At 58.9% G+C, this 19522-nt stretch carries 15 protein-coding genes and 1 pseudogene; 5 read left to right on the top strand and 11 right to left on the bottom strand.

The features are described 5' to 3' along the window. Positions 1-40: 40 nt before the first annotated feature. Both QFW87_RS04745 and QFW87_RS04740 read left to right on the top strand, forming a co-directional pair. The gene (locus tag QFW87_RS04745; RefSeq protein WP_283183011.1) at positions 41-1342 is read left to right on the top strand and encodes a serine/threonine transporter; all 1302 of its coding nucleotides are present in this window, start codon (positions 41-43) and stop codon (positions 1340-1342) included. A 354-nt stretch (positions 1343-1696) separates the two neighbouring features. Further along, positions 1697-2014 carry a DUF3509 domain-containing protein gene (locus QFW87_RS04740; RefSeq protein WP_129438355.1) on the top strand — a complete coding sequence of 106 codons (318 nt, stop codon included), beginning with the start codon at positions 1697-1699 and terminating at the stop codon, positions 2012-2014. Here QFW87_RS04740 and QFW87_RS04735 read toward each other — a convergent pair. Further along, entirely contained in the window at positions 2011-2511 is a 501-nt protein-coding gene (locus tag QFW87_RS04735) for a phosphate-starvation-inducible PsiE family protein (protein WP_283183010.1), read from the bottom strand. The genes QFW87_RS04740 and QFW87_RS04735 overlap by 4 nt on opposite strands. A gap of 286 nt (positions 2512-2797) precedes the next feature. Between QFW87_RS04735 and QFW87_RS04730 the strand changes: the two are divergent. Next, positions 2798-3037, top strand: a pseudogene (locus QFW87_RS04730) (YebG family protein); the annotation flags it as partial. Positions 3038-3220: 183 nt separating this feature from the next. On the opposite strand, the gene QFW87_RS04725 reads toward QFW87_RS04730, so the two are convergent. From QFW87_RS04725 to QFW87_RS04710, 4 genes are all read right to left on the bottom strand, one after another. Next, positions 3221-4330 carry a dihydrolipoamide acetyltransferase family protein gene (locus tag QFW87_RS04725; protein ID WP_283183009.1) on the bottom strand — a complete coding sequence of 370 codons (1110 nt, stop codon included), beginning with the start codon at positions 4328-4330 and terminating at the stop codon, positions 3221-3223. Positions 4331-4346: 16 nt separating this feature from the next. Then, positions 4347-5333 carry an alpha-ketoacid dehydrogenase subunit beta gene (locus tag QFW87_RS04720; RefSeq protein ID WP_283189933.1) on the bottom strand — a complete coding sequence of 329 codons (987 nt, stop codon included), beginning with the start codon at positions 5331-5333 and terminating at the stop codon, positions 4347-4349. Continuing rightward, positions 5326-6423: a pyruvate dehydrogenase (acetyl-transferring) E1 component subunit alpha gene (gene pdhA / locus QFW87_RS04715; RefSeq protein ID WP_283189932.1), complete on the bottom strand. Its 1098-nt coding sequence runs from the start codon at positions 6421-6423 to the stop codon at positions 5326-5328. The genes QFW87_RS04720 and pdhA overlap by 8 nt, the downstream gene beginning before the upstream one ends. A 112-nt stretch (positions 6424-6535) precedes the next feature. Continuing rightward, positions 6536-7555, bottom strand: coding sequence for a Glu/Leu/Phe/Val dehydrogenase dimerization domain-containing protein (locus tag QFW87_RS04710; RefSeq protein ID WP_283189931.1), 1020 nt, complete (start codon positions 7553-7555; stop codon positions 6536-6538). Positions 7556-7738: 183 nt separating this feature from the next. On the opposite strand from QFW87_RS04710, the gene QFW87_RS04705 reads away from it, so the two are divergent. After that, positions 7739-8542, top strand: coding sequence for a transglutaminase family protein (locus QFW87_RS04705; RefSeq protein ID WP_283189930.1), 804 nt, complete (start codon positions 7739-7741; stop codon positions 8540-8542). Positions 8543-8549: 7 nt separating this feature from the next. Here the strand turns inward: QFW87_RS04705 and maiA are convergent, their stop codons facing one another. Genes maiA through hmgA form a run of 3 tightly spaced genes read right to left on the bottom strand, consistent with a single transcriptional unit; the run spans position 8550 to position 11810 of the window. Further along, positions 8550-9185 carry a maleylacetoacetate isomerase gene (maiA, locus tag QFW87_RS04700; RefSeq protein ID WP_283183004.1) on the bottom strand — a complete coding sequence of 212 codons (636 nt, stop codon included), beginning with the start codon at positions 9183-9185 and terminating at the stop codon, positions 8550-8552. Between the two features lie 12 nt (positions 9186-9197). Then, positions 9198-10502 carry a fumarylacetoacetase gene (gene fahA / locus QFW87_RS04695; RefSeq protein WP_283189929.1) on the bottom strand — a complete coding sequence of 435 codons (1305 nt, stop codon included), beginning with the start codon at positions 10500-10502 and terminating at the stop codon, positions 9198-9200. Between the two features lie 3 nt (positions 10503-10505). Beyond that, the gene (gene hmgA / locus QFW87_RS04690; protein ID WP_283183002.1) at positions 10506-11810 is read right to left on the bottom strand and encodes a homogentisate 1,2-dioxygenase; all 1305 of its coding nucleotides are present in this window, start codon (positions 11808-11810) and stop codon (positions 10506-10508) included. Between the two features lie 164 nt (positions 11811-11974). Here hmgA and QFW87_RS04685 point away from each other — a divergent pair, with 164 nt between their 5' ends. Beyond that, complete coding sequence (locus QFW87_RS04685) at positions 11975-12799, top strand: IclR family transcriptional regulator (RefSeq protein WP_283189928.1); 825 nt, start codon at positions 11975-11977, stop codon at positions 12797-12799. 53 nt (positions 12800-12852) lie between these two features. Here QFW87_RS04685 and QFW87_RS04680 read toward each other — a convergent pair whose 3' ends face one another. From QFW87_RS04680 to QFW87_RS04670, 3 genes are all read right to left on the bottom strand, one after another. Next, positions 12853-15252 (bottom strand): DUF6543 domain-containing protein, encoded by a 2400-nt coding sequence (locus QFW87_RS04680; RefSeq protein ID WP_283189927.1) that lies wholly within the window; start codon positions 15250-15252, stop codon positions 12853-12855. A gap of 190 nt (positions 15253-15442) precedes the next feature. Beyond that, on the bottom strand, positions 15443-17998 hold the full coding sequence (locus tag QFW87_RS04675; RefSeq protein WP_283189926.1) for a LuxR C-terminal-related transcriptional regulator: 2556 nt from the start codon (positions 17996-17998) through the stop codon (positions 15443-15445). A gap of 141 nt (positions 17999-18139) precedes the next feature. Then, on the bottom strand, positions 18140-19507 hold the full coding sequence (locus tag QFW87_RS04670; protein WP_283189925.1) for a DUF1329 domain-containing protein: 1368 nt from the start codon (positions 19505-19507) through the stop codon (positions 18140-18142). Between the last annotated feature and the right edge of the window lie 15 nt (positions 19508-19522).

Below are 19522 nucleotides of genomic sequence, written 5' to 3'. Positions count from 1 at the left end.
AACACGTGAGCCCGAGCAAGAACAATAACGAGGCCTAACGATGACCGATGTACGTACACCTGCTGCCGATAACCCAGCTGTAGAACTCAAACGCGACACAGCAACAGTCACCAAGGGCTGGAGCAAACACGACACCACCTGGATGCTCGGCCTCTATGGCACAGCCATCGGCGCCGGCACGCTGTTCCTGCCGATCAACGCCGGCGTGGGTGGCTTCTGGCCGCTGCTGGTACTGGCAGTGCTAGCCTTCCCGATGACCTTCTTCGCCCACCGCGGCCTGACCCGCTTCGTGTTGTCCGGACGTTCCGGGGACATCACCGAAGTGGTGGAAGAACACTTCGGCATCGGCGCCGGCAAGCTGATCACGCTGCTGTATTTCTTTGCGATCTTCCCGATTCTGCTGGTGTACAGCGTGGCGCTGACCAACACCTTGAGCAGCTTCATCGAGCATCAGTTGCACATCGCCCCGCCACCGCGGGCGATTCTGTCGTTGGTGCTGATCCTCGGTCTGATGACGATCGTCCGTTGCGGTCAAGGTGTCATCGTCAAATGCATGAGCGTGCTGGTTTATCCGTTCGTTGCGGCGTTGCTGCTGCTCGGTTTGAGCCTGATCCCGAACTGGAACGGCGCATTCTTCGCCACCGCCAGTGAAGGCATGCCGATGCCCCTGTTCTTCAAGACGTTGTGGCTGGCGATCCCGGTGATGGTGTTTTCGTTCAACCATTCGCCGATCATTTCCGCTTTCGCCGTCGACCAGAAACAGCGTTACGGCGAGCAGGCCGAACGCAAAAGCAGCGGCATCCTCGCCATCGCCCACGCGATGATGGTAGTGACGGTGATGTTCTTCTGCTTTAGCTGCGTGCTGGCCTTGTCACCGGCGGATTTGGCGGCGGCAAAGGCGCAGAACATCTCGATCCTGTCGTACCTGGCCAACCACTTCCAGACGCCGGTCATCGCTTACGCCGCACCGCTGATTGCGCTGGTGGCGATCACCAAGTCGTTCCTCGGCCATTACATCGGCGCCAGCGAAGGCTTTCAGGGCCTGATCGTGAAAAGCCTGCGCGGCCGTGGCCGGGTGATGTCTGCCAGTTGGCTGAACCGCGTGACCGCGCTGTTCATGATCCTCAGCTGCTGGGCCGTGGCGACGTTCAACCCGAGCATCCTCGGCATGATCGAAACCCTAGGCGGGCCAATCATCGCGTGCCTGTTGTTCCTGATGCCGATGTACGCCATCCGTCGAGTGCCAGCTTTGCGCCAGTATTCGGGTCAGGCCTCGAACGTGTTCGTGGTGTTGATCGGTTTGATTGCACTGTCTGCGATCATCTACTCATTCATGCCCTGAAACGGGCAGGCAAAAAGAAGGCGGGCTGTAGCAGCTGGCGAAGCCTGCGTTCGGCTGCGCAGCAGTCGTCAAACCTGAGGACTCGGTTTTACTGAGGCACCGCATCGCCTGATTTCACGACTGCTACGCAGCCGAACGCAGGCTTCGCCAGCTGCTACACGGATCGCGGCGCCCGCTCCTTTTTGCCGAGATCATTGTCCGACAGTTTTCCCGGCATGGCCCTTGCTACGTCCTATCTGAGGCAAAAGGACTTTTGAAAACCTCAGCGAGCGACGTGCCGGTGGTCTGGTGTTGCGAACTAATCCCGATCACGGCGGGTCAACAACTGCACGTTCAATCAGGCGGTGACGCATCATGGACAACCCCTTTCAGCTCATTACCGATGCTTTTGCACCGGATTATCAGATCAACCTGAGCATTCAGGGTCTGGATGGCAGCATCATGCTGACCCTGTCCAACAGCGGTCACGTAGTCGCCAAACGGATGATCAGCGCCGAACAACGCAACGACCCCCAGCGCCTCAAACGCCTGGTGCAGAGCATTCAATTCGGCATTGCTATCGAACAGGGCCACAGCGCCGTGGCCATCCTCGAAGCCATGACTGACGGCGACAATCACAACCTGCCGCCGCCACGCGTCAAGGGCCACAGCCGGCCAGCCATGCGGCTTTAAATCTCGCCCTTCTCGACTTCGGGATGCTCACCGGAACCCGCACCGATCTTGCGTTGCGGGTGTTCGATCTTCACCGAAGGGAATTGCGACGAGGCGTAACGCACCACCAGAATCGCAAACGCCAGCAGCAGAATCCCGCCGCACAGGTAGATGATGCCGATATCCGGCGGATTGTGGTGTGAGACGTTGGAGATCAGCAGTCGCGTCAATGCAGTGATCGCCACGTAGATCAGGAAACGCACCGGCATGTGATTGGTCTTGAAGTAAATCCCGACCATCGCCCCCAGTTCCAGGTAGATGAACAGCAGCAAGATGTCATCGATCTTGATGTGCCCCTCTTCGATCATCCCCAAAAACTCCATCACCGCCGCCCACGCGGTAACGGCACCGATGGCGAACAGCGCCAGGTAGTGGAAGGTCTCGACGAACAGGTTGCCCAGGGACTCGGCCAGTTGGTGCACGTTCTGCCGCAGGTTCTCGGCCCAGTTGATTTTCACGATGATTCTTCCTTAGCTCGGTTCGAGCGGATGATGCGGGTTTGACTTGACGGTTGTTCTGCATGCAGAAAAAAGGCCAGAGACGCCTGCCATATGATGGCGAGGTGCTCTAAAACGCGCTCCGTGGCGTTTGGTCGCACCCGGTGGGTTCGGGCTGACAAACCCCTATTTCGGTCTACATTAAAAAGCCACTACCCAAAGCGCAGGGATTCGCTTATCCTTTTAGCTGTATATAAATACAGTAGTCGAATAAGACAACTTAATGTGAAGGCATGTGAGGTGGTGAATGGCCGTCGAAGTGGTATACCGCAGCAGCCGAGATCTGGAGCGCTTGTTCATGGATAAAGCCGAAGCTGACCGTCATGACAAAATGCTCGAACTGGCCGAGTTGCTGGCCGAAGTGTTGCAAAAAGCCGTTCCGTCCCTGACCGAACAGCAAGTGGAAGAAGCCGGGATCTACATGGCGAAGAACCGCGATGTGTTCGCCAAGGCGTTCAAGAGCCAGCCGGACGCGTTGGCCGAATTGCTCAATGCGCCTGCTGAAGCCGTTGAAAAGGCTGCACCTGTTGAGGCGCCTGCACCTGTTGAAGTCGAGAGCGCTGAGCCTACCAAGCCAGCTAAAGCCCCCAAGGCTGCCAAGTAAGCAACGCCCGAATTGAATAGGCCCTGAGTCAAATGACTCAGGGCCTTTTTCATGCCTTCGAAAAACCTAAGCTTCGGGTTGCTCCAGCGCCTCGACCAGGGCCTTGAAGAATCGTGCCGCCTCACCGCCCGTCACCACGCGATGATCGAAAGTCAGGGACAGCGGCAGGACCGGATGCACCACCACTGCGCCATCGACCGCCACCGGTTCGTCGCGGATCGCGCCAGCAGCGAGGATCGCCACTTGCGGCGGCACCACCACCGGGTTGGCGTAGCGACCGAACAAGGTGCCGAAATTCGACAACGTCAGGGTTGCGCCCATCATTTCCTTGGGCGGAATCGATCGCGCCTGCACGTCGGCCCTTAATCGCATGACGCCTTCCTTCAAATCAGCCGAAGTGCGATGACCGACATTGCGCAGCACTGGCACGAACAGGCCGTCCGGGGTGTCCACTGCGATGCCTAGATCGAGCCGTTCGTGTTGTTTGAGCGACAGGTTTTTGCCATCGAAGGCACTATTGAGCACCGGCTCCACAGCGCACGCTGCCGCCATCGCTTTGGCGAGACGAATCAGCGGTTCGCGGGCCTGACCCCAGCGATGCAGGTCGGCGTCACCGAAAATCGTCACCGGCACGACTTCGGCGTGGGACCGGGCCATGTTCAGCGCCATGCTGCGCCGAACACCGCGCAACCGTTCGCCGCCGAAGCGATCCAGTTCAGTTTGAGCCGCGTTTTCCACATCCGTACGGGTGATCAGCCCCTCGTGGCCAGAGCCCGTCAACCCGCTCAACTCCACGCCGAGTTGCCGAGCCAGTTGCCGCACGGCCGGCGTGGCGCGAGTCGCCAGGTGCTCCCGGGTCGAGGGGGCCGCCCCGATGAAAAACGAGTCCTCCTGACTGCTGCCGCCACCTTCGAGTCGCCCGACCACGGTGCCCGCATCGGCTTCACCTTCGTAGCCGAGCAAGGGTTCACCAACGTGAATGATATCGCCCTCGCCGCCGTAGAGCTTCGCCACCACGCCGTCATAGGGTGCGGGGATATCCACCAGCGCCTTGGCGGTTTCTACCGATACCAACAGTTGATCGGCATTGACGGTATCGCCGACTGCGACGTGCCAACGGACGATTTCCGCCTCCTGCAAACCTTCGCCCAGATCCGGCAGTTTGAAATATTTCATCGCAGCCTCCTTGGGTTCAGGAAAAGTGCAGTACGTTGTCGCAAGCCTGAAGAATGTCCTCGACGTTCGGCATGTACAGCGATTCCAGTCGATACAGCGGCGGTGGAATGTCCGGCGCGGTAACTCGCTGGATCGGTGCCTGCAATTCCAGCAACACCCGCTCGTAGAGGCTCGCGGCGATTTCCGCACCGACGCCGCAGGAGCGCGGTGCCTCGTGGACGATCACGCAACGACCGGTCTTGCGCACCGAGGCTTCCAGGGTGTCGAGGTCCAGCGGCTTGATACTCGCGACATCGATCACTTCCGCCGAGACGCCCCGCTCGGCCAATGCGGTGGCGGCTTGCAGGGTTTCCATCACACTGGCACCCCAACTGATCAAAGTGATGTCGCTGCCTTCGCGCAGGGTGAAACAGCTGTCCAGCGGCAGGCGTTTACCGTCATCCACCAGCGTTTGCGGGTTCATGCGATAGAGCCGGGTCGGTTCGAGAAACACCACCGGATCAGGGTCATCGATGGCCGCCAGCAACAAGCCATAGGCCCGGGCCGGCGATGACGGAATCACCACCCGCAGCCCTGGAATGTGCGCGAACAATGCTTCAGTGCTTTCGCTGTGATGTTCCGGCGCGCGAATCCCTGCGCCCATCGGCGTGCGCATCACCATCGGGCATGTGATCCGCCCGCGCGTGCGATTACGCATGCGGCTGGCGTGGGACACCAGGTGTTCCATGGCCGCGTAGATGAAACCCATGAACTGGATTTCCACCACCGGTTTCAGGCCCTGAGCGGCCATGCCGACCACCAGTCCGCCGAGCATGGTTTCGGCCAGCGGCGAGTCGATGACTCGCTTGAAGCCAAAGCTGTCGCGCAGCCCTTGGGTGGCGCGAAACACGCCGCCGTTCACTCCGACATCCTCACCGAGGACGATGACGTTCTCGTCTTCGCTCATCGCCCGATGCAGCGCGAGATTCACCGCTTCCAGCAACGTGACTTTGCCGTTACTCATGGCTCGAATCTCCCGCGCGGCGCGCCGCCCTTTCGAGCAACTCTTCACGCTGCCCGGCGAGGGGCTCCGGCCATTGGGCGTAGACGTGATCCATGATCGATTCGGGCGCCTGTGTACCCGCCGCTTCGAAGTTATCCACAGCATGCTGCACCAAGCCTTGGCATTCGCTGATCAGCGCCTGTTCGCGGCCTTCGTCCCACACGCCCTGGTCGACCATGAAACGTTGCAGGCGTTTGACCGGCTCTTCGAGCCAGGCCTGCTTGACCTCGTCCGCCGGCCGGTAGCGTGTGGCATCGTCAGCGGTGGTGTGATCGCCGAGGCGATAGCTCAGGCATTCCAGCAACACTGGGCCTTTACCGTGACGCGCCCTTTCGAGGGCCACGTGTACTCGGTCGTAAACCGCGAGCATGTCATTGCCGTCGACCTGCTCACCGTGGAACCCGGCACCGATCGCTTTCTGTGCCAGGGTCGGGGCGCCGCACTGAATCCGTCGTGGCACCGAGATCGCCCATTGGTTGTTATTGACCACGAACACCACCGGCAACTGCCAGGCACCGGCGACGTTGAGGGCTTCGAGGAAATCGCCCTTGCTGGTGGCGCCGTCACCGCAGGTGGTGACGGCGACCCGATGTTCGCCGCGGATTTTGAATGCACTGGCAACGCCGCAGGCATGCAAGGCCTGGGTGGCAATCGGCACACAAATCGGAAAGTCCTGGGCCGCCGCCGGTTCGGCAAAGTCGCTGCCGCGCTCGTCGCCGCCCCAGTACAGGAGGATTTCTTCCATTCGCACCCCACGCATCAACTGCACGGCGGTGTCGCGGTAATACGGAATCAGCACGTCTTCGGCGTGCATCACGCTGCCGACGGCGACGCCAATGGCTTCCTGGCCCAACGTCGGCGCATAAGTGCCGATGCGCCCGGTGCGTTGCAGGGCGACGGCTTTCTGATCGAAAAGGCGGGTCAGGACCATCTGCCGATAAAGGCGCGTCAGCAAACTGAAATCGTCGGCCCAGGCAGGAAGTTCGCCGAGCAATTGGCCGTCAGGGGATAAAAATCGGGTGTAAGGCAGCTCGACCTTGTGAGGCATCACAGGGGCTCCTGGCACGTCGCGTCAGCGTGCGTCAGTCAAGACTGACGCTTGTGGCGCCAGGCCTTGGGAGCAAGTCTGCCGGATAGGCCCTCACTCCTTCATCGGTTCAACCTCATCGATACAGCACTTTCTCCGCCAACTCGTCAGCCACTCGGGCCGGCGAGCGTTTTTCCGCCTGGGCATGGGCGAAGACTTCGGTCAGGCGTGAGCTGATTTTCGACAGGTGTGCGGTGATGGTCGTGAGTTCTTCGCCGCGGTGTTTGAGCGAAACGTAGATCAGCCCGCCGGAATTGATCACGTAATCCGGCGCATACAGAATGCCCCGCCGCTCCAGTTGATCGGCGACTTCCAGATGGGTCAATTGGTTGTTCGCCGAGCCGGCCACCGCCGCGCAGCGCAATTGCGTCACGCTGTGGCTGTTGAGCACGCCACCGAGGCCGCAGGGCGCGAGAATGTCGCAAGGGGTGCTGAGCAGCGCTTCGTTGGCGATCGGGTGAGCGCCGAGTTGCTCCATCGCCAACTGCACTTTGCCGTGATCAATGTCACTGACCAGCAGCTCGGCACCGGCGGCGTGCAGTTGTTCGGCGAGGGCATAGCCAACGTTGCCGAGCCCTTGAATCGCCACTCGCAGGCCTTCGAGGTTATCGCTGCCCAGCCGGGCCATGGCGGTGGCACGAATACCGGTGAACACGCCCATCGCTGCGTGCGGTGCAGGGTCGCCCGCCGAGGTGGTGCTGGTGACGTATTGGGTCTGTTGGGCGATGCAATCCATGTCCGCCACCGAGGTACCACTGTCGATGGCAGTGATGTAGCGGCCGTCAAGCTGATTGATGCAACGCCCGAAAGCTTCAAATAGCGCGGCGCGGTTTTCCACATGAACGGGGCGAACAATCACCGCAACACCGCCACCCTGAGCCAGGCCGGCCAACGCCGCCTTGTAACTCATGCCTTGGGCGAGGCGCACCGCATCCTCGACGGCGGACTCGTCGCTCGGATAGGCAAGGTAACGACACCCGCCGAGGGCAGGCCCCAGACGGCTGTTATGAATGGCAATGACCGCCTTCAACCCGGTGACCGAATCGACGCTCAGATGCAGCGATTCAAGGCGAGTGCTTTGCATGAGAGCGAACATCGTAGGGCTCCCGAATCACTTCTTATAGTCGCCAGTATAGGCTTGCGCCCGAAAATTGCAGAAGCGCACCGGAATAAGCGACGCCGCCATGCAGACTTTCGGACATAACCTGCAACCGCCTATGTTCGGCACTGGACGAATGCCGGAGACGGGGCTAAAACGAGGCATTACCCGGAGATTTTGATGACCCCCCGCCAACGCTTCTTCGACTGCCTGCAACGTTCACCGCCCGCGCTGTTCGAGGCGGCGCTGTGGATTGCCACCGAACACAACACTGAGGTAAATCCCGAGGCGGTGCTGAACGATTTCAAGGACCTGCAACAACGGGTCAGTCATGGCTTGCCGATGTTGCCGGTGAGCGAGTTGGCCCAGCCGTTGTTACGGCGTATGAATGACCTGGGATTCGCTCAGGACGACTCCACGCCATTGCGTCCGCAAGTCGCGCTGGTCAATAAAGTGCTGGAACGCAGACGCGGGCAGCCGCTGAGTCTGGGATTGATTGCTCTGGAACTGGCCAAAGGTCTGGAAATTCCCATGGTTGGCGTCAACTTCCCCGGGCATTTCCTGCTACGGGTACCGGGCGCCGATCACCTGCTCGACCCATGCGGCGGACGTCGGTTGTACCCCAACGATTGCCGGGAACTGCTGCAACGCCAGTACGGCCCGAACATGAAGCTTGGCGCCGAGCATTTGCTCACCGCCGAGCCGGTGCAAATGCTGCAGCGGCTGTCGCGCAACCTGCGTCAGTTACACCTTTCTAACGATGACTACATCGGCGCCCTGATCGACGCCGAACGAGTGCTGGAACTGGGCAACGCCAGTGCCTCCGACTACCTGGCCCGGGCCAGCCTCTATCAACGGCTGGATTGCCCGAACGCCGAGCGCTTTGACCTGGAGCATGCCCTGCTGCTCAGTGACGACCCGATCCAGCGGATTCGCCTGACTGAGCGATTAGGGCACCTGCCGCCTAACTCCATCGTCCATTGATAACGTTTTACGGTGTGTCTGGCTGGTTCGCCGGATGCGCCTCGATGAATGCCGGATGCGTCGCCGCCAACGCCGCCACTCGACGAATCCGCGGATACGCCTCAAGTGCAATGCTGAAGCGATCGGCCGCGTACAGCTGCGGAATCAGGTAAACATCCGCCAGCCCAGGCGTCGGACCAAAGCAGTAACCCTCATCGCCGATCAACTGCTCCACAGTCGCCAAACCTTGGCTGATCCAGTGCCCGATCCACTCCACCACTTGCGGTTCATCGTGCCCCAACTGCCGCAGCTTGTTGAGTACGCTGACGTTGTGCAGAGGATGCACGTCGCAGCCGATCACCGCCGCCACACCACGCTCATGGGCGCGAGCAGCGAAGTCCTTGGAGAGCAGCGGTACCTGTGGATAACGTTCCTCCAGGTATTCGATGATCGCCGGCGACTGGATCAGCAGTTCGCCTTCGTCGGTGCGCAAGGCCGGCACCCGGCCTTGCGGGTTGATGCCGAGATACGGCGGCTGTCGATGTTCGCCACCTTGCGGTGCGATCAGATTGATCGGCAGCGCCTGGTGATCCAGCCCCTTGAGCGCCAACGCAATGCGCACCCGATAGGACGATGTCGAACGGTAGTAGGTATAGAGTTCCATGACCCGATCCTCTTAGCGCGCCGGCAGCACTTTGCCGCGGCATTCACCGAAACCGATGGAGGCAAAACCGTCGCGGGTGCAACGAGCCCGCAGGATGATTTCGTCACCGTCCTCAAGGAACTTACGCACTTCGCCGGACGCGAGTTCGATCGGTTTTTTACCGCCCTCGGTGATTTCCAGCAGGCTACCGAACTGACCGTTTTCCGGCCCCGACAAGGTGCCCGAACCGAACAGGTCTCCGGCCTGCAACTGGCAGCCGTTGACGCTGTGGTGCGCGACCATTTGCGCCACGGTCCAGTACATATGTTTGGTGTTGCTGAAGGTCAGGCGATGGGCCGGCAGGTTTTGTTCGCGCAGGCCTTCGGTGAGCAGCAGCACTTCCAGTTCGATGTCGAAGGCACCCGCCGCTTGATCGCGCTTGTCGAACAGGTACGGCAGCGGCTGCGGATCGCCTTCCGGACGTGCCGGCTGAGCACGACGGAACGGCTCCAGCGCTTCGGCAGTCACCACCCAAGGCGAGATGCTGGTGATGAAACTCTTGGACAGGAATGGCCCCAGTGGCTGGTATTCCCAAGCCTGAATGTCGCGCGCCGACCAGTCATTGAGCAAGCAGAAACCGGCGATGTGATCAGCGGCGTCACCGATGGCGATCGAGTCGCCCATCTCGTTGCCCTGACCGATCCAGATGCCCAGCTCCAGCTCATAGTCCAGACGTGCGCATGGGCCAAAAGTCGGCTCGGTCTGGCCGGCTGGCAATGTCTGGCCTTTCGGACGGCGAACGTCAGTGCCAGACGGGCGAATGGTCGAGGCGCGGCCGTGGTAGCCGATCGGCACGTACTTGTAGTTCGGCAGCAGCGGGTTGTCGGGACGGAACAGTTTGCCGACATTTTGCGCGTGCTCGATGCCGACGTAGAAATCGGTGTAGTCGTTGATTTTTGCCGGCAAGTGCATCTCGCAATTCGCCGCCAGCGGCAGCAGTTTTGCGCCTTGGGCTTCGATCTTGCCGTGCAGGGTGCTGCCTTCTTTGAACAGTTCCAGCAGGCGTTCGCGCAGGGCAACGCGAGCCTCGCGACCCAGTTCGAAGAACGCATTCAACTGGCCGCCACGGGTGGCTTCGACAGCAGTTTTTGCGACGCCATCGAACAGCCCGGCGTCCAGTGCAGCTTCCAGATCAAAGATATGTTCGCCAATGGCCACGCCACTGCGCGGTGCCGAACCCTTCAGGCTGAACACGCCCAGCGGCAGGTTCTGCAGAGGGAAATCAGCATGGCCGTTGGCGGAGGCAACCCAGCTACGAGTGATGGAAGTCTGAGTCATGGGTTATCTCCGGGTCGGGTCGAAAGTGGCGGGCAGCGTGGCCCAGCAGGCATCGTAGTTGTTTTGCAGTTGCGGGCAATCCAGCGCGAAACGGCTCGGGCGCAGCACCTGGCTGGTCTCGAACATGAAGGCCATGGTGTTGTCGATTTTCGCTGGCGCGAGTTCAGCGTTGATCGCCTTGGTACAGGTTTCGCCGTCCGGGCCGTGGGCGCTCATGCAACTGTGCAAGGACGCACCGCCGGGCACGAAACCTTCGGCCTTGGCATCGTACTCGCCCTTGATCAGGCCCATGAATTCGTTCATCAGATTGCGGTGGAACCACGGTGGCCGGAAGGTTTTCTCGGCGACCATCCAGCGTGGAGGGAAGATCACGAAGTCGAGATTGGCCAGACCGTGGACGCTGGTCGGCGACGTCAGGACAGTGAAGATCGACGGATCCGGGTGATCGAAACTGACCGTGCCGATGGTGTTGAAACGACGCAGGTCATATTTGTACGGCACGTTATTGCCGTGCCAGGCGACCACGTTCAGCGGCGAATGGTCGAGCTCACAACCCCACAACTGGCCGAGGAATTTCTGCACCAGCGTGGTCGGTTGCTTGAGGTTTTCGTAATGCGCGACCGGGGTCAGGAAGTCCCTCGCGTTGGCCAGGCCGTTGCTGCCGATCGGCCCCAAGTCCGGCAGGCGCAGCGGCGCGCCGTGGTTCTCGGCCATGTAGCCGCGAGCTTGCGGGTCGAGCAGTTCGACGCGGAATTTCAGACCGCGCGGCAGCACGGCGATTTCCAGTGGCTCCAGTTCCAGCACGCCCAATTCGGTCGCAATGCGCAAGCGTCCCAGCTCCGGTACCAGCAGCAGTTCGCCATCGGCGTTGAAAAACACGCGCTCCATGGAGCGGTTGGCGCGGTAACTGTAGATGCTGATCCCGGCCGGTTTTTCCGCGCCCGAGTTGGCGGCCATGCTCACCAGCCCGTCGATGAAATCGGTTGGCTCGCTCGGAACATCCAGCGGGTTCCAGCGCAGACGGTTGGGGGTCACTTCACCCAACGGGCCGCCGGCCAGTTGCCGATCCAGTTTGACGAACGCCGGGTGATTGGCCGACGGCTGAATGCGGTACATCCAGGTGCGCCGCGCTTCGCTGCGAGGCACGGTGAATGCCGTGCCGGAGAACAGTTCGGTGTAGAGACCGTAAGGCGCTTTTTGCGGGGAATTCTGGCCGACGGGCAGTGCGCCGGGCAGCGCTTCGCTGCTGAATTCGTTGCCGAAGCCGGACTGATAAGCCAGCTCGGGCGCCGTTGAATCGAGGTTCATGGAGCCTCCTGAACAGGGAGTAGGCATGGCCCGTTGCTCCATTGAAGAGGTCTCGGCACGCCCGGGTTATTTTTATCGTAATTCGATTACGCTTAACGTAATTTGATTGGTATTGACCGTCAAGCTATAAAGACGCCCATTCGTCCCGGGATCAGACCGCCTCCATGGAAACGCCGCGCAGCAACGATAAACAGAAAGTCCGCTCGGCCGAGGTTGGTACCGACATCCTCAAGGCCTTGGCCGAGTTATCGCCATCGACTTCACTGTCGCGCCTGGCCGAACACGTACAGATGCCGGCGAGCAAGGTTCACCGCTATTTGCAGGCGTTGATTGCCAGCGGTTTTGCTGAACAGAACGCAGCCACCAACCATTACGGTCTGGGGCGCGAAGCCTTGCGCGTCGGTCTCGCCGCACTCAACAGTATGGACGTGCTGAAAGTCGGCGCCCTGCCCCTGGCCGAATTGCGTGACGATCTGAATGAAACCTGCTTTATAGCGGTGTGGGGCAATCAAGGCGCGACCGTAGTGCACATCGAACCGGCGGTACGCGCGGTGACGGTGGTGACGCAATTGGGCTCGGTGTTGCCGTTGCTCAGTTCTTCAACAGGGCTGGTGTTTGGCGCCTATCTGCCGAAGCGCGAAACCGTGGACTTGCGCGAGCAGGAACTGCAAAGCGGCGCTTCACATGCGCTGGCGGAAGATCAAGCCTATGCGGCGTTGTGCGAACAGATCCGCGAACGCGGTCTGCATCATGTACATGGCTTGCTGATGCCGGGGGTCGATGCGTTGTCGGCTCCGGTGTTCAATGCTGTCGGGAATGTTGCGGCGGTGATGACCATTGTCGGCCCGGCGTCGTTGTTTCACGCCGACGAAAACGGCCCGGCGGCGCAGCGGTTGTTGGCTGCGACGCGGGCCGTTAGTTGGCGGATGGGGTATGAACCGATCCCGGATTCATTGACACGAGATGTTGTGCAGCACGATGGAATTTAACGTCTTACGCCAATTTCCTTATCGATGAATACAAGGGAGGAATATCTCAGCCGTTACAGCAGACGAGTTCTACTGTCGAGGGCTTGTGGATCATCGAGAATAGCTTGAATGGCCTCGAGCGCCCGTGAAGGCAAACTCTGATGCCCGGTCACCTGGCTGTAAAACTTCTGAACCGAATACATATCGCCCGCCAATCCGAAAAAGGTCTTCTGCAACTTGGTTGGCTGGCCCCAGCTGTAACCGGCTTTACCCAGCGACGCCAGTTCGATCAGTGCATCCAGAAAATGCTTTGCCGCAGTGGCGCGATCCCCGTCGTTATAGGCTTCGGCACCTTGCAGCGTGCTTTTGGTGAACAACACCACACTCATTGCAATGCCCACCGGCGGAATCACCACGCTGACAACGGTGGCCGCAGCCTGCACCGCCTCGAACACCAGCTTGAAGATGACTTCGTTAAGGCTTTCGGTCTTTTCATCGATATCGGAAATCGTGCGATTAATCAGATCGTCATAACTGCTGCCCAAGTCTCTGACGCGACTGTCGCGTCGAAGAACCGGGGCCTCATTGCCAAGCTCTTCCAGATCGGTGATGTAAGTACGCACCACTTGCTGATCCTTACTACGAACCCGGTCATAGAAATAGTTGCCGAATTTAAGTTTCTTGACGGCGGACACAAATTCCGAATGCGGACGAATCAGTCGGCCGTCAGGTGCGTCAGGTGTATACAGGAACTCCTCAATCCGACCACCAATGACCAATCGGAAAACGTATACGCCGACCACCAGTTTGTCTCGCAAATGAAACTTGAACGTTGCGCTGTAGCGAACTTCACTCGGATATTCACCTATGGGACTCATCGATCGCGTGTCAATTTTTTCCAGGGCTTCAATCACAGTCATCAGTTCCCGAGACTGCTCGGCAGTCAAACGACCGTTAAAACGTTCCTGCATCACCCCCACTTTCATTTGGCGGCGGTGGACTTCCAGGTGAACCATTCGTTTAAGCGCACCCTCGGGATGGCTTCTATTCAAATGCGTCGAACGCAGCATTTCGATGTACTTTTCGCCCGGGCGCAGCGTACGCGACCAGCCGGCAATATCCCGGATATCAAGTTTGCTGATCGGCGGATGATCATGTTCCAGGGTAAATCGCGGATAGCTCCAAGGCGTTTGTTTTTCATCGGCGTAAAAATGCGTTTCGGTGCTGATCAGTTCGGTCAGTGTCATACCCAATTGCGGACTGACGGAGACAAAGATGCGATCAGGATTGACCGTTGCCTGCTCCCCCCTGTCAGCCAGCACTTGCTCGATACGCTGTTTAATCAGATCGAAGCAGAACTTGTCATAGGGAATGAAACCGCCTTCACGGGTGGCAATGACCTGCAAGGCCTTGAGTTCGCACCGAGTGCGGGCAAAGTTCTGGCGTTCAGCGTCGGAAGCCCCTCGATAAAGGTAAGGTGTCCGGGACTCTTCCTCGGCCACTCGCCAGGCGCGAATGTTTCCAATGAAGCCGTTCAGTACTGCATCGCCTTTGTAATACCATACAACCAGGCTCACTCCCTTCCAGGTATTCGGCAGACGTTCGACCTGTTTCAGATAGGTGGCAATGGCTTCTCGATCCCAAGTGTGGGACTGCCAGGTCAGGTAGTCCCGACCTTTGCCGTCTATTGTCCATTCGCCAACCCGCATGCCTACTCGTCGCAAATCCTGGCATTCGTACCAGTCCTGTCCACCTGGCGAGCCTGGGGCATACAGCAAGAAACCGCCCTGACCATCGCGTCTTGCGATCAGAATCAACTGCTCAAGCGCACGCGTGTTGTCGATGAGGCGCACGCCATCAATGGTGAGTTCCTGGTCGCCGAGCACGGCGGCGACAATTCGTTCGAAGTTCTTGTCGTTGATGTGCCCCTGATAGCGAGCAGCCATCGCACTCAGAAACAGGCGCTCGATCATGACGTTCTTCAAGGCTTGCATGACTTCTGGACGCTGATACTGAGAACGAAACTCGGCACCGTAGTCAGCCCGGGTATTGGAGGTCATGATCTTTTCAAACCATTGCTGATTCAGTTCGGCGGGAAGTCCGTCACCCTTGAATACGAGTTCGGCCCTTTGCCCCTCCTCGTAAAGGCCGTAGATGAACTGCTCGGTCAGGGTGCGAGTATCTTCCTGCTCGATCTTCCGCCCTCCCACCTGGAATGTATAACGAGCATTACACACAATTTCATCGGCATCCAGGTCTTGGTCAAACTTCAGTTTAATGTGCTGATTGGCAGTACTACGGGCATAGTCCTTGAGCGAGCTGAAATGCCCCAACTGTTTTTCCAATTCACTCTCACTCGCAGCCAGCCGCTTCTCCTGACTTAAATAGTACTCGCGATCATTCTGAGTTATTCCGTCCAGCCACGAGGGTCTTGCGTTGGCAATCAACGTCTTTGCATTAAATAAACTGTTCATATTCATCGTCCTTTGTTAACACGTTTATGCCTGACTTGGCGTCAAAGCACTTAGCGAAAACTTACTCCAGAACAATGCAAAGCAATACAAACCAAAAAGCACAAAATATTATAGAAGCGAACAACTTATTACCAGAAATAGAAACACACAAAAGCAAGCACATATAAACAACATCACACACAGACAACTTTTACGAGCACACACCTAACAACTTAGCCTTGGCCACAGCTTGCGTTCTGCGTTCAACCCCCAACTTTCCATTGATTCTACGGGCGTGAGTTTTTACTGTATGTAACGAGATGAATAATACATCGGCAATCTGTTGATTGGAGTTGCCCTGTGCGATCAACTGCAAAACTTCAAGTTCCCGTTTACTGAGGGAACTGGAACTGTGAGCCTCAACAGACAGTTCGGTGATCGACACCTCCGCTGCAGATGTACGCAGCAACTGGGGTTGTCGCAATTGCAACTCGCGCCACGCTTGCCGCCCTTGGCAACGGCTGATCATTTGCTCCCCTTCTTGCAAAGCTGCAGTGGCCAGCTGCGATTCACCTTGAAGCCAGATCACTTCGGCCCGCGCCAGATGCAATTCCGCTTCGAGGGCGTACATACCGTTGGCGTGCGCATTGCCGATCAGAGTTTGAAGCAACGCTGCGGCGTCGCTGAGCTGTTGCAGATAAACCTCGGCCAGAATCAACAGATACTCAATCCGCGGAATAAGCTCCAGTGTTGCCGGGGGAGCCTGGCGAGCCTGCGGCCCACAATAATGACGCAGTACCCGCGTCAGTGCCTCATGGGCCAGTTGCGGTCGCCCCTGCTGCAACCAGAACTGACTGCTGACTTGCAACAGGACGCCACGATAGACGGTATCCGGAATTTGCCGCTGCTGCATCAGCCGTTCAGCATCGCGCAATTGGACAAACGCCTGGGTGTAATCACCCTGATTGGCCGCCAGTTGCGCGAGACCAAGAAATCCATATAACACACGCTTGTCGTGACTACGCAGACACAACTCGAGACCGCGCTGAAAGCACTCGCGTGCGTGTTCATCCTGGCCCATGGTTAACGCCAGTCGCCCACGTCGCAAAGCGATACGCCCAAGCAACGGCGCGGGCCGGTCGGCCTGCTGGCAGAGCAGTTGATGTATGTTGAACAACAAACTCTCGGCGCGAGCCGGGGCGCCACGCTGCTCCAGCAACTGCGCATGATCGAGTTCCATCAGGCCCTCGAACACCAGCGAACCTCGTGCCCGCGCCAGGCACAGCGCCTCGCGGTTGTGGGTTTGCGCCACGTCGAGTTCGCCCCTTAGCAATGCCTGTTGCGTCAGACCGGACAAACACATCAAGCGCGCCGTCCAGCATTCGGGATCGAGCGCGCTCAACGCGTCAAGAAAGTGCGCGTGCGAAGCCTCCATTCGTCCCTGTAAATGCAGCAACCAACCCTGCAAGGCCTGCCAACGTGCAATCAGTTGACGCTGAAGCACGGCCGAAGGTTGAGGCGTGAAATGCGCCAAATGAGCGATACAGGCAGTCGCCTGTTCGAAACGTCCAGCGAATAACAGCGCAGCTGTAATCAATCCGACCAATTGTGGGCTGCCCAGCGTCAGTTCCTCGCCTTGCTGCTCATGCAAACGCAACAACAGCACTACCGTTTGCTCCTCGAACAAATGCTCGAAACTGAAGTGCTGCAACAGGCTGACGGCGACCTCGAACTCTTCAGCCAGCAGCGCTTGTTCGAAGGCAGCTTTCCAATCGAGTTCGGCCGCAAACCACTGGCAGGCACGACGATGCCAGGAACGTCCCGCCGGCCATTGCTCATCGCGCATCAACTGAGTGAGTGGGGGGAAAATCTGCAGCCAGTCTGCCGAGCCCTGCCAAGGCTCGATAAAACAACCCAGTTCTTGCAACGTCCTCAAACATTGCGCACCTTCACCCGCGCCAAACAGGTGATCGCACAGCCTTGCATTGAATCGCGGTAAATGGGCGAGTACGCGCCAGGCTTCCGTCAGCTCCGGCGTCAGCGTAATGAACAACTCATGCTCCAGATAATCGAGCAAGGTGTTCGTTCTGCTATGTAGCGTGTTGTTGTGTGACCAGTCGCATTTTTGCAGCAGCGCAATCCGTACGCCGGCGCACCAGCCGCCACTGTGCTGGATGATCTTGCCGGCGACGGCGTATGCATCCGTGGGTGGCAGGTGGTGCAACAGCATGGCGACTTCAGCTTGATTGAACGCCAGCGTGGCGCGCTCGCACTCATACAACTCATCATCGAGCAGCAAGCGCGGCCAGTTGCATTGCGGGCGACGGCGGGCGCCCAACCACCAGGTCAACATCGGGCTGCTGACCGTTAGCATGCGATCCAGCAGCAGGTCCAACTCGGGGTTCGGGACGCGGCAATAGTCATCGAGAAACAGCCAGGTCGCCGTCTGTGACCGCGCCAGATACTCCAGCAACGCGGGCTCATCCGACGAGTTCAGCCCCAGCGCCTGAGCCAACCGCTGCCGAAAATCGACCACATTGATCGGCTCTCCCACCAACGGCAACCAACAGACCTGACACTGCGCGGGCGCCTGCAACAGGCACTCGGCGAGCAGCGCACTCTTGCCACTACCGGCAGGCGCACAGAGCAATTTCACCCGCGCCGTCGATGCCAGTAACGGTTCGATCAACCGGTCGCGAGACAGGTGGTGGGAAGACAGACGGGGCAGGTGTCCAGGACGGTCCAGACACAGCGTCATGGCGGTCATAGTGGTGCGCCTTTTTATAGTTGTGGCGCCACCCTAGCCCTCTCTTTGCAGCTTGTTGAAGAAGTATTCAACACACTGATCGGCACCTATAAAAAAGGTGACCACGAGGTCACCTTTTTGTGTAGGAGCCTGTAGGACTGATTACCTCACCCCTGTACTCCGCAAGGCTGCTGGCGTGTAGTCCCCTGCTTTGGCATCAATGTTGAATTCGAAGCTGCGCTTTTCCTCGTTCTTCATCCCCAACGCAATGTAGCGACCGGCAATGAGGTCATACAGGGCTTCGACCGTATAGGCTGGAACCTGGTGATCGTAGTAGAACTGAGCGTGACCTTCTGCGACGCGCCACAGCTGACCGCGACCGTCGTAGTGATCGGCCAGCGCCACCTGCCAGCTGTCTTCGTCGATGTACATGTGACGCTTGGCATACACGTGCCGCTCGTTCGGCTTGACCGTGGCCACGATCTCCCAGACCCGGTGCAACTCATAGCGGGTCAGATCCTGATTGATATGCCCGGCCTTGATCACATCGGTGTACTTGAGGCTGGGCGAGTCGAGCTTGTAGCTGTTGTAAGGGATGTACATTTCTTTCTTGCCGACCAGCTTCCAGTCGTAGCGATCCGGTGCGCCGGAAAACATGTCGAAGTTGTCGGTGGTGCGCAGCCCGTCGGACGAGGTCCCCACGCCGTCATAGGCCACTTGAGGCGCACGGCGCACACGTCGCTGGCCCGCGTTGTAAATCCAGGCCTTGCGCGGTTCCTTGACCTGATCGAGGGTCTCGTGAACCAGCAACACGTTACCCGCCAGGCGCGCAGGCGCGGTGACTTCCTGCTTGAAATAGCTGAGGACGTTTTCATCGCTGCCCGGTTTAAAATCACCGAGCAACGAAGGTACCGCAACCTCGTCCTTGAATCGGATGACGGTGAAATCACCATTGGACTGAGGCGTTGCCTGGGTGATGGTGCGACGCAGGTTCCCGCCGTGATAACGGGTGATATGGTTCCAGATCACCTCGACACCGTTCTTCGGAATAGGAAAGGCGTAATAGCGGTTGCCGGTGAAATTGGCCAGACCGTTACCGTCGTTGATCGGCGTCACGTTCAAGGCGCTGCGCTTGGCCGACTCATCGATGTCCGCTGGTACGGCCACGGTACGGTGGGTTGGATAAACCGGGATCTTGTAGGTCTCGGGGTAGCGCTTGAACATCGCTATCTGGCCATCGGAGAGCTTGTCCTTGTATTTGTCGACCGTCGCCGCGGTGATGGTAAACAGCGGCTTTTCATTGGCAAACGGGTCAGCCAGGAAACCTTTACTGTCCACCGCGCCGGCGTTTTTCGGGATGCCACCGGTCCAGGCCGGGATCGAGCCATCGGCATTGCCGGCCTTCTCGCCGCCCAACGGCGTGAGGCTGGTGCCGAGTTTGTTCGCTTCTTCCGGCGAGACCGCCGCTATCACGTTGGCAGCCAGCAGACTCAAGGCCAGGGCGCCGCATTGCAGAATCATCTTGCGCATTAAAATCATCCTTCT

This window comes from Pseudomonas sp. PMCC200344 (genome assembly GCF_030053095.1).
Lineage (GTDB): Bacteria > Pseudomonadota > Gammaproteobacteria > Pseudomonadales > Pseudomonadaceae > Aquipseudomonas > Aquipseudomonas svalbardensis.
This window is presented reverse-complemented; position numbering and strand designations above follow the sequence as displayed.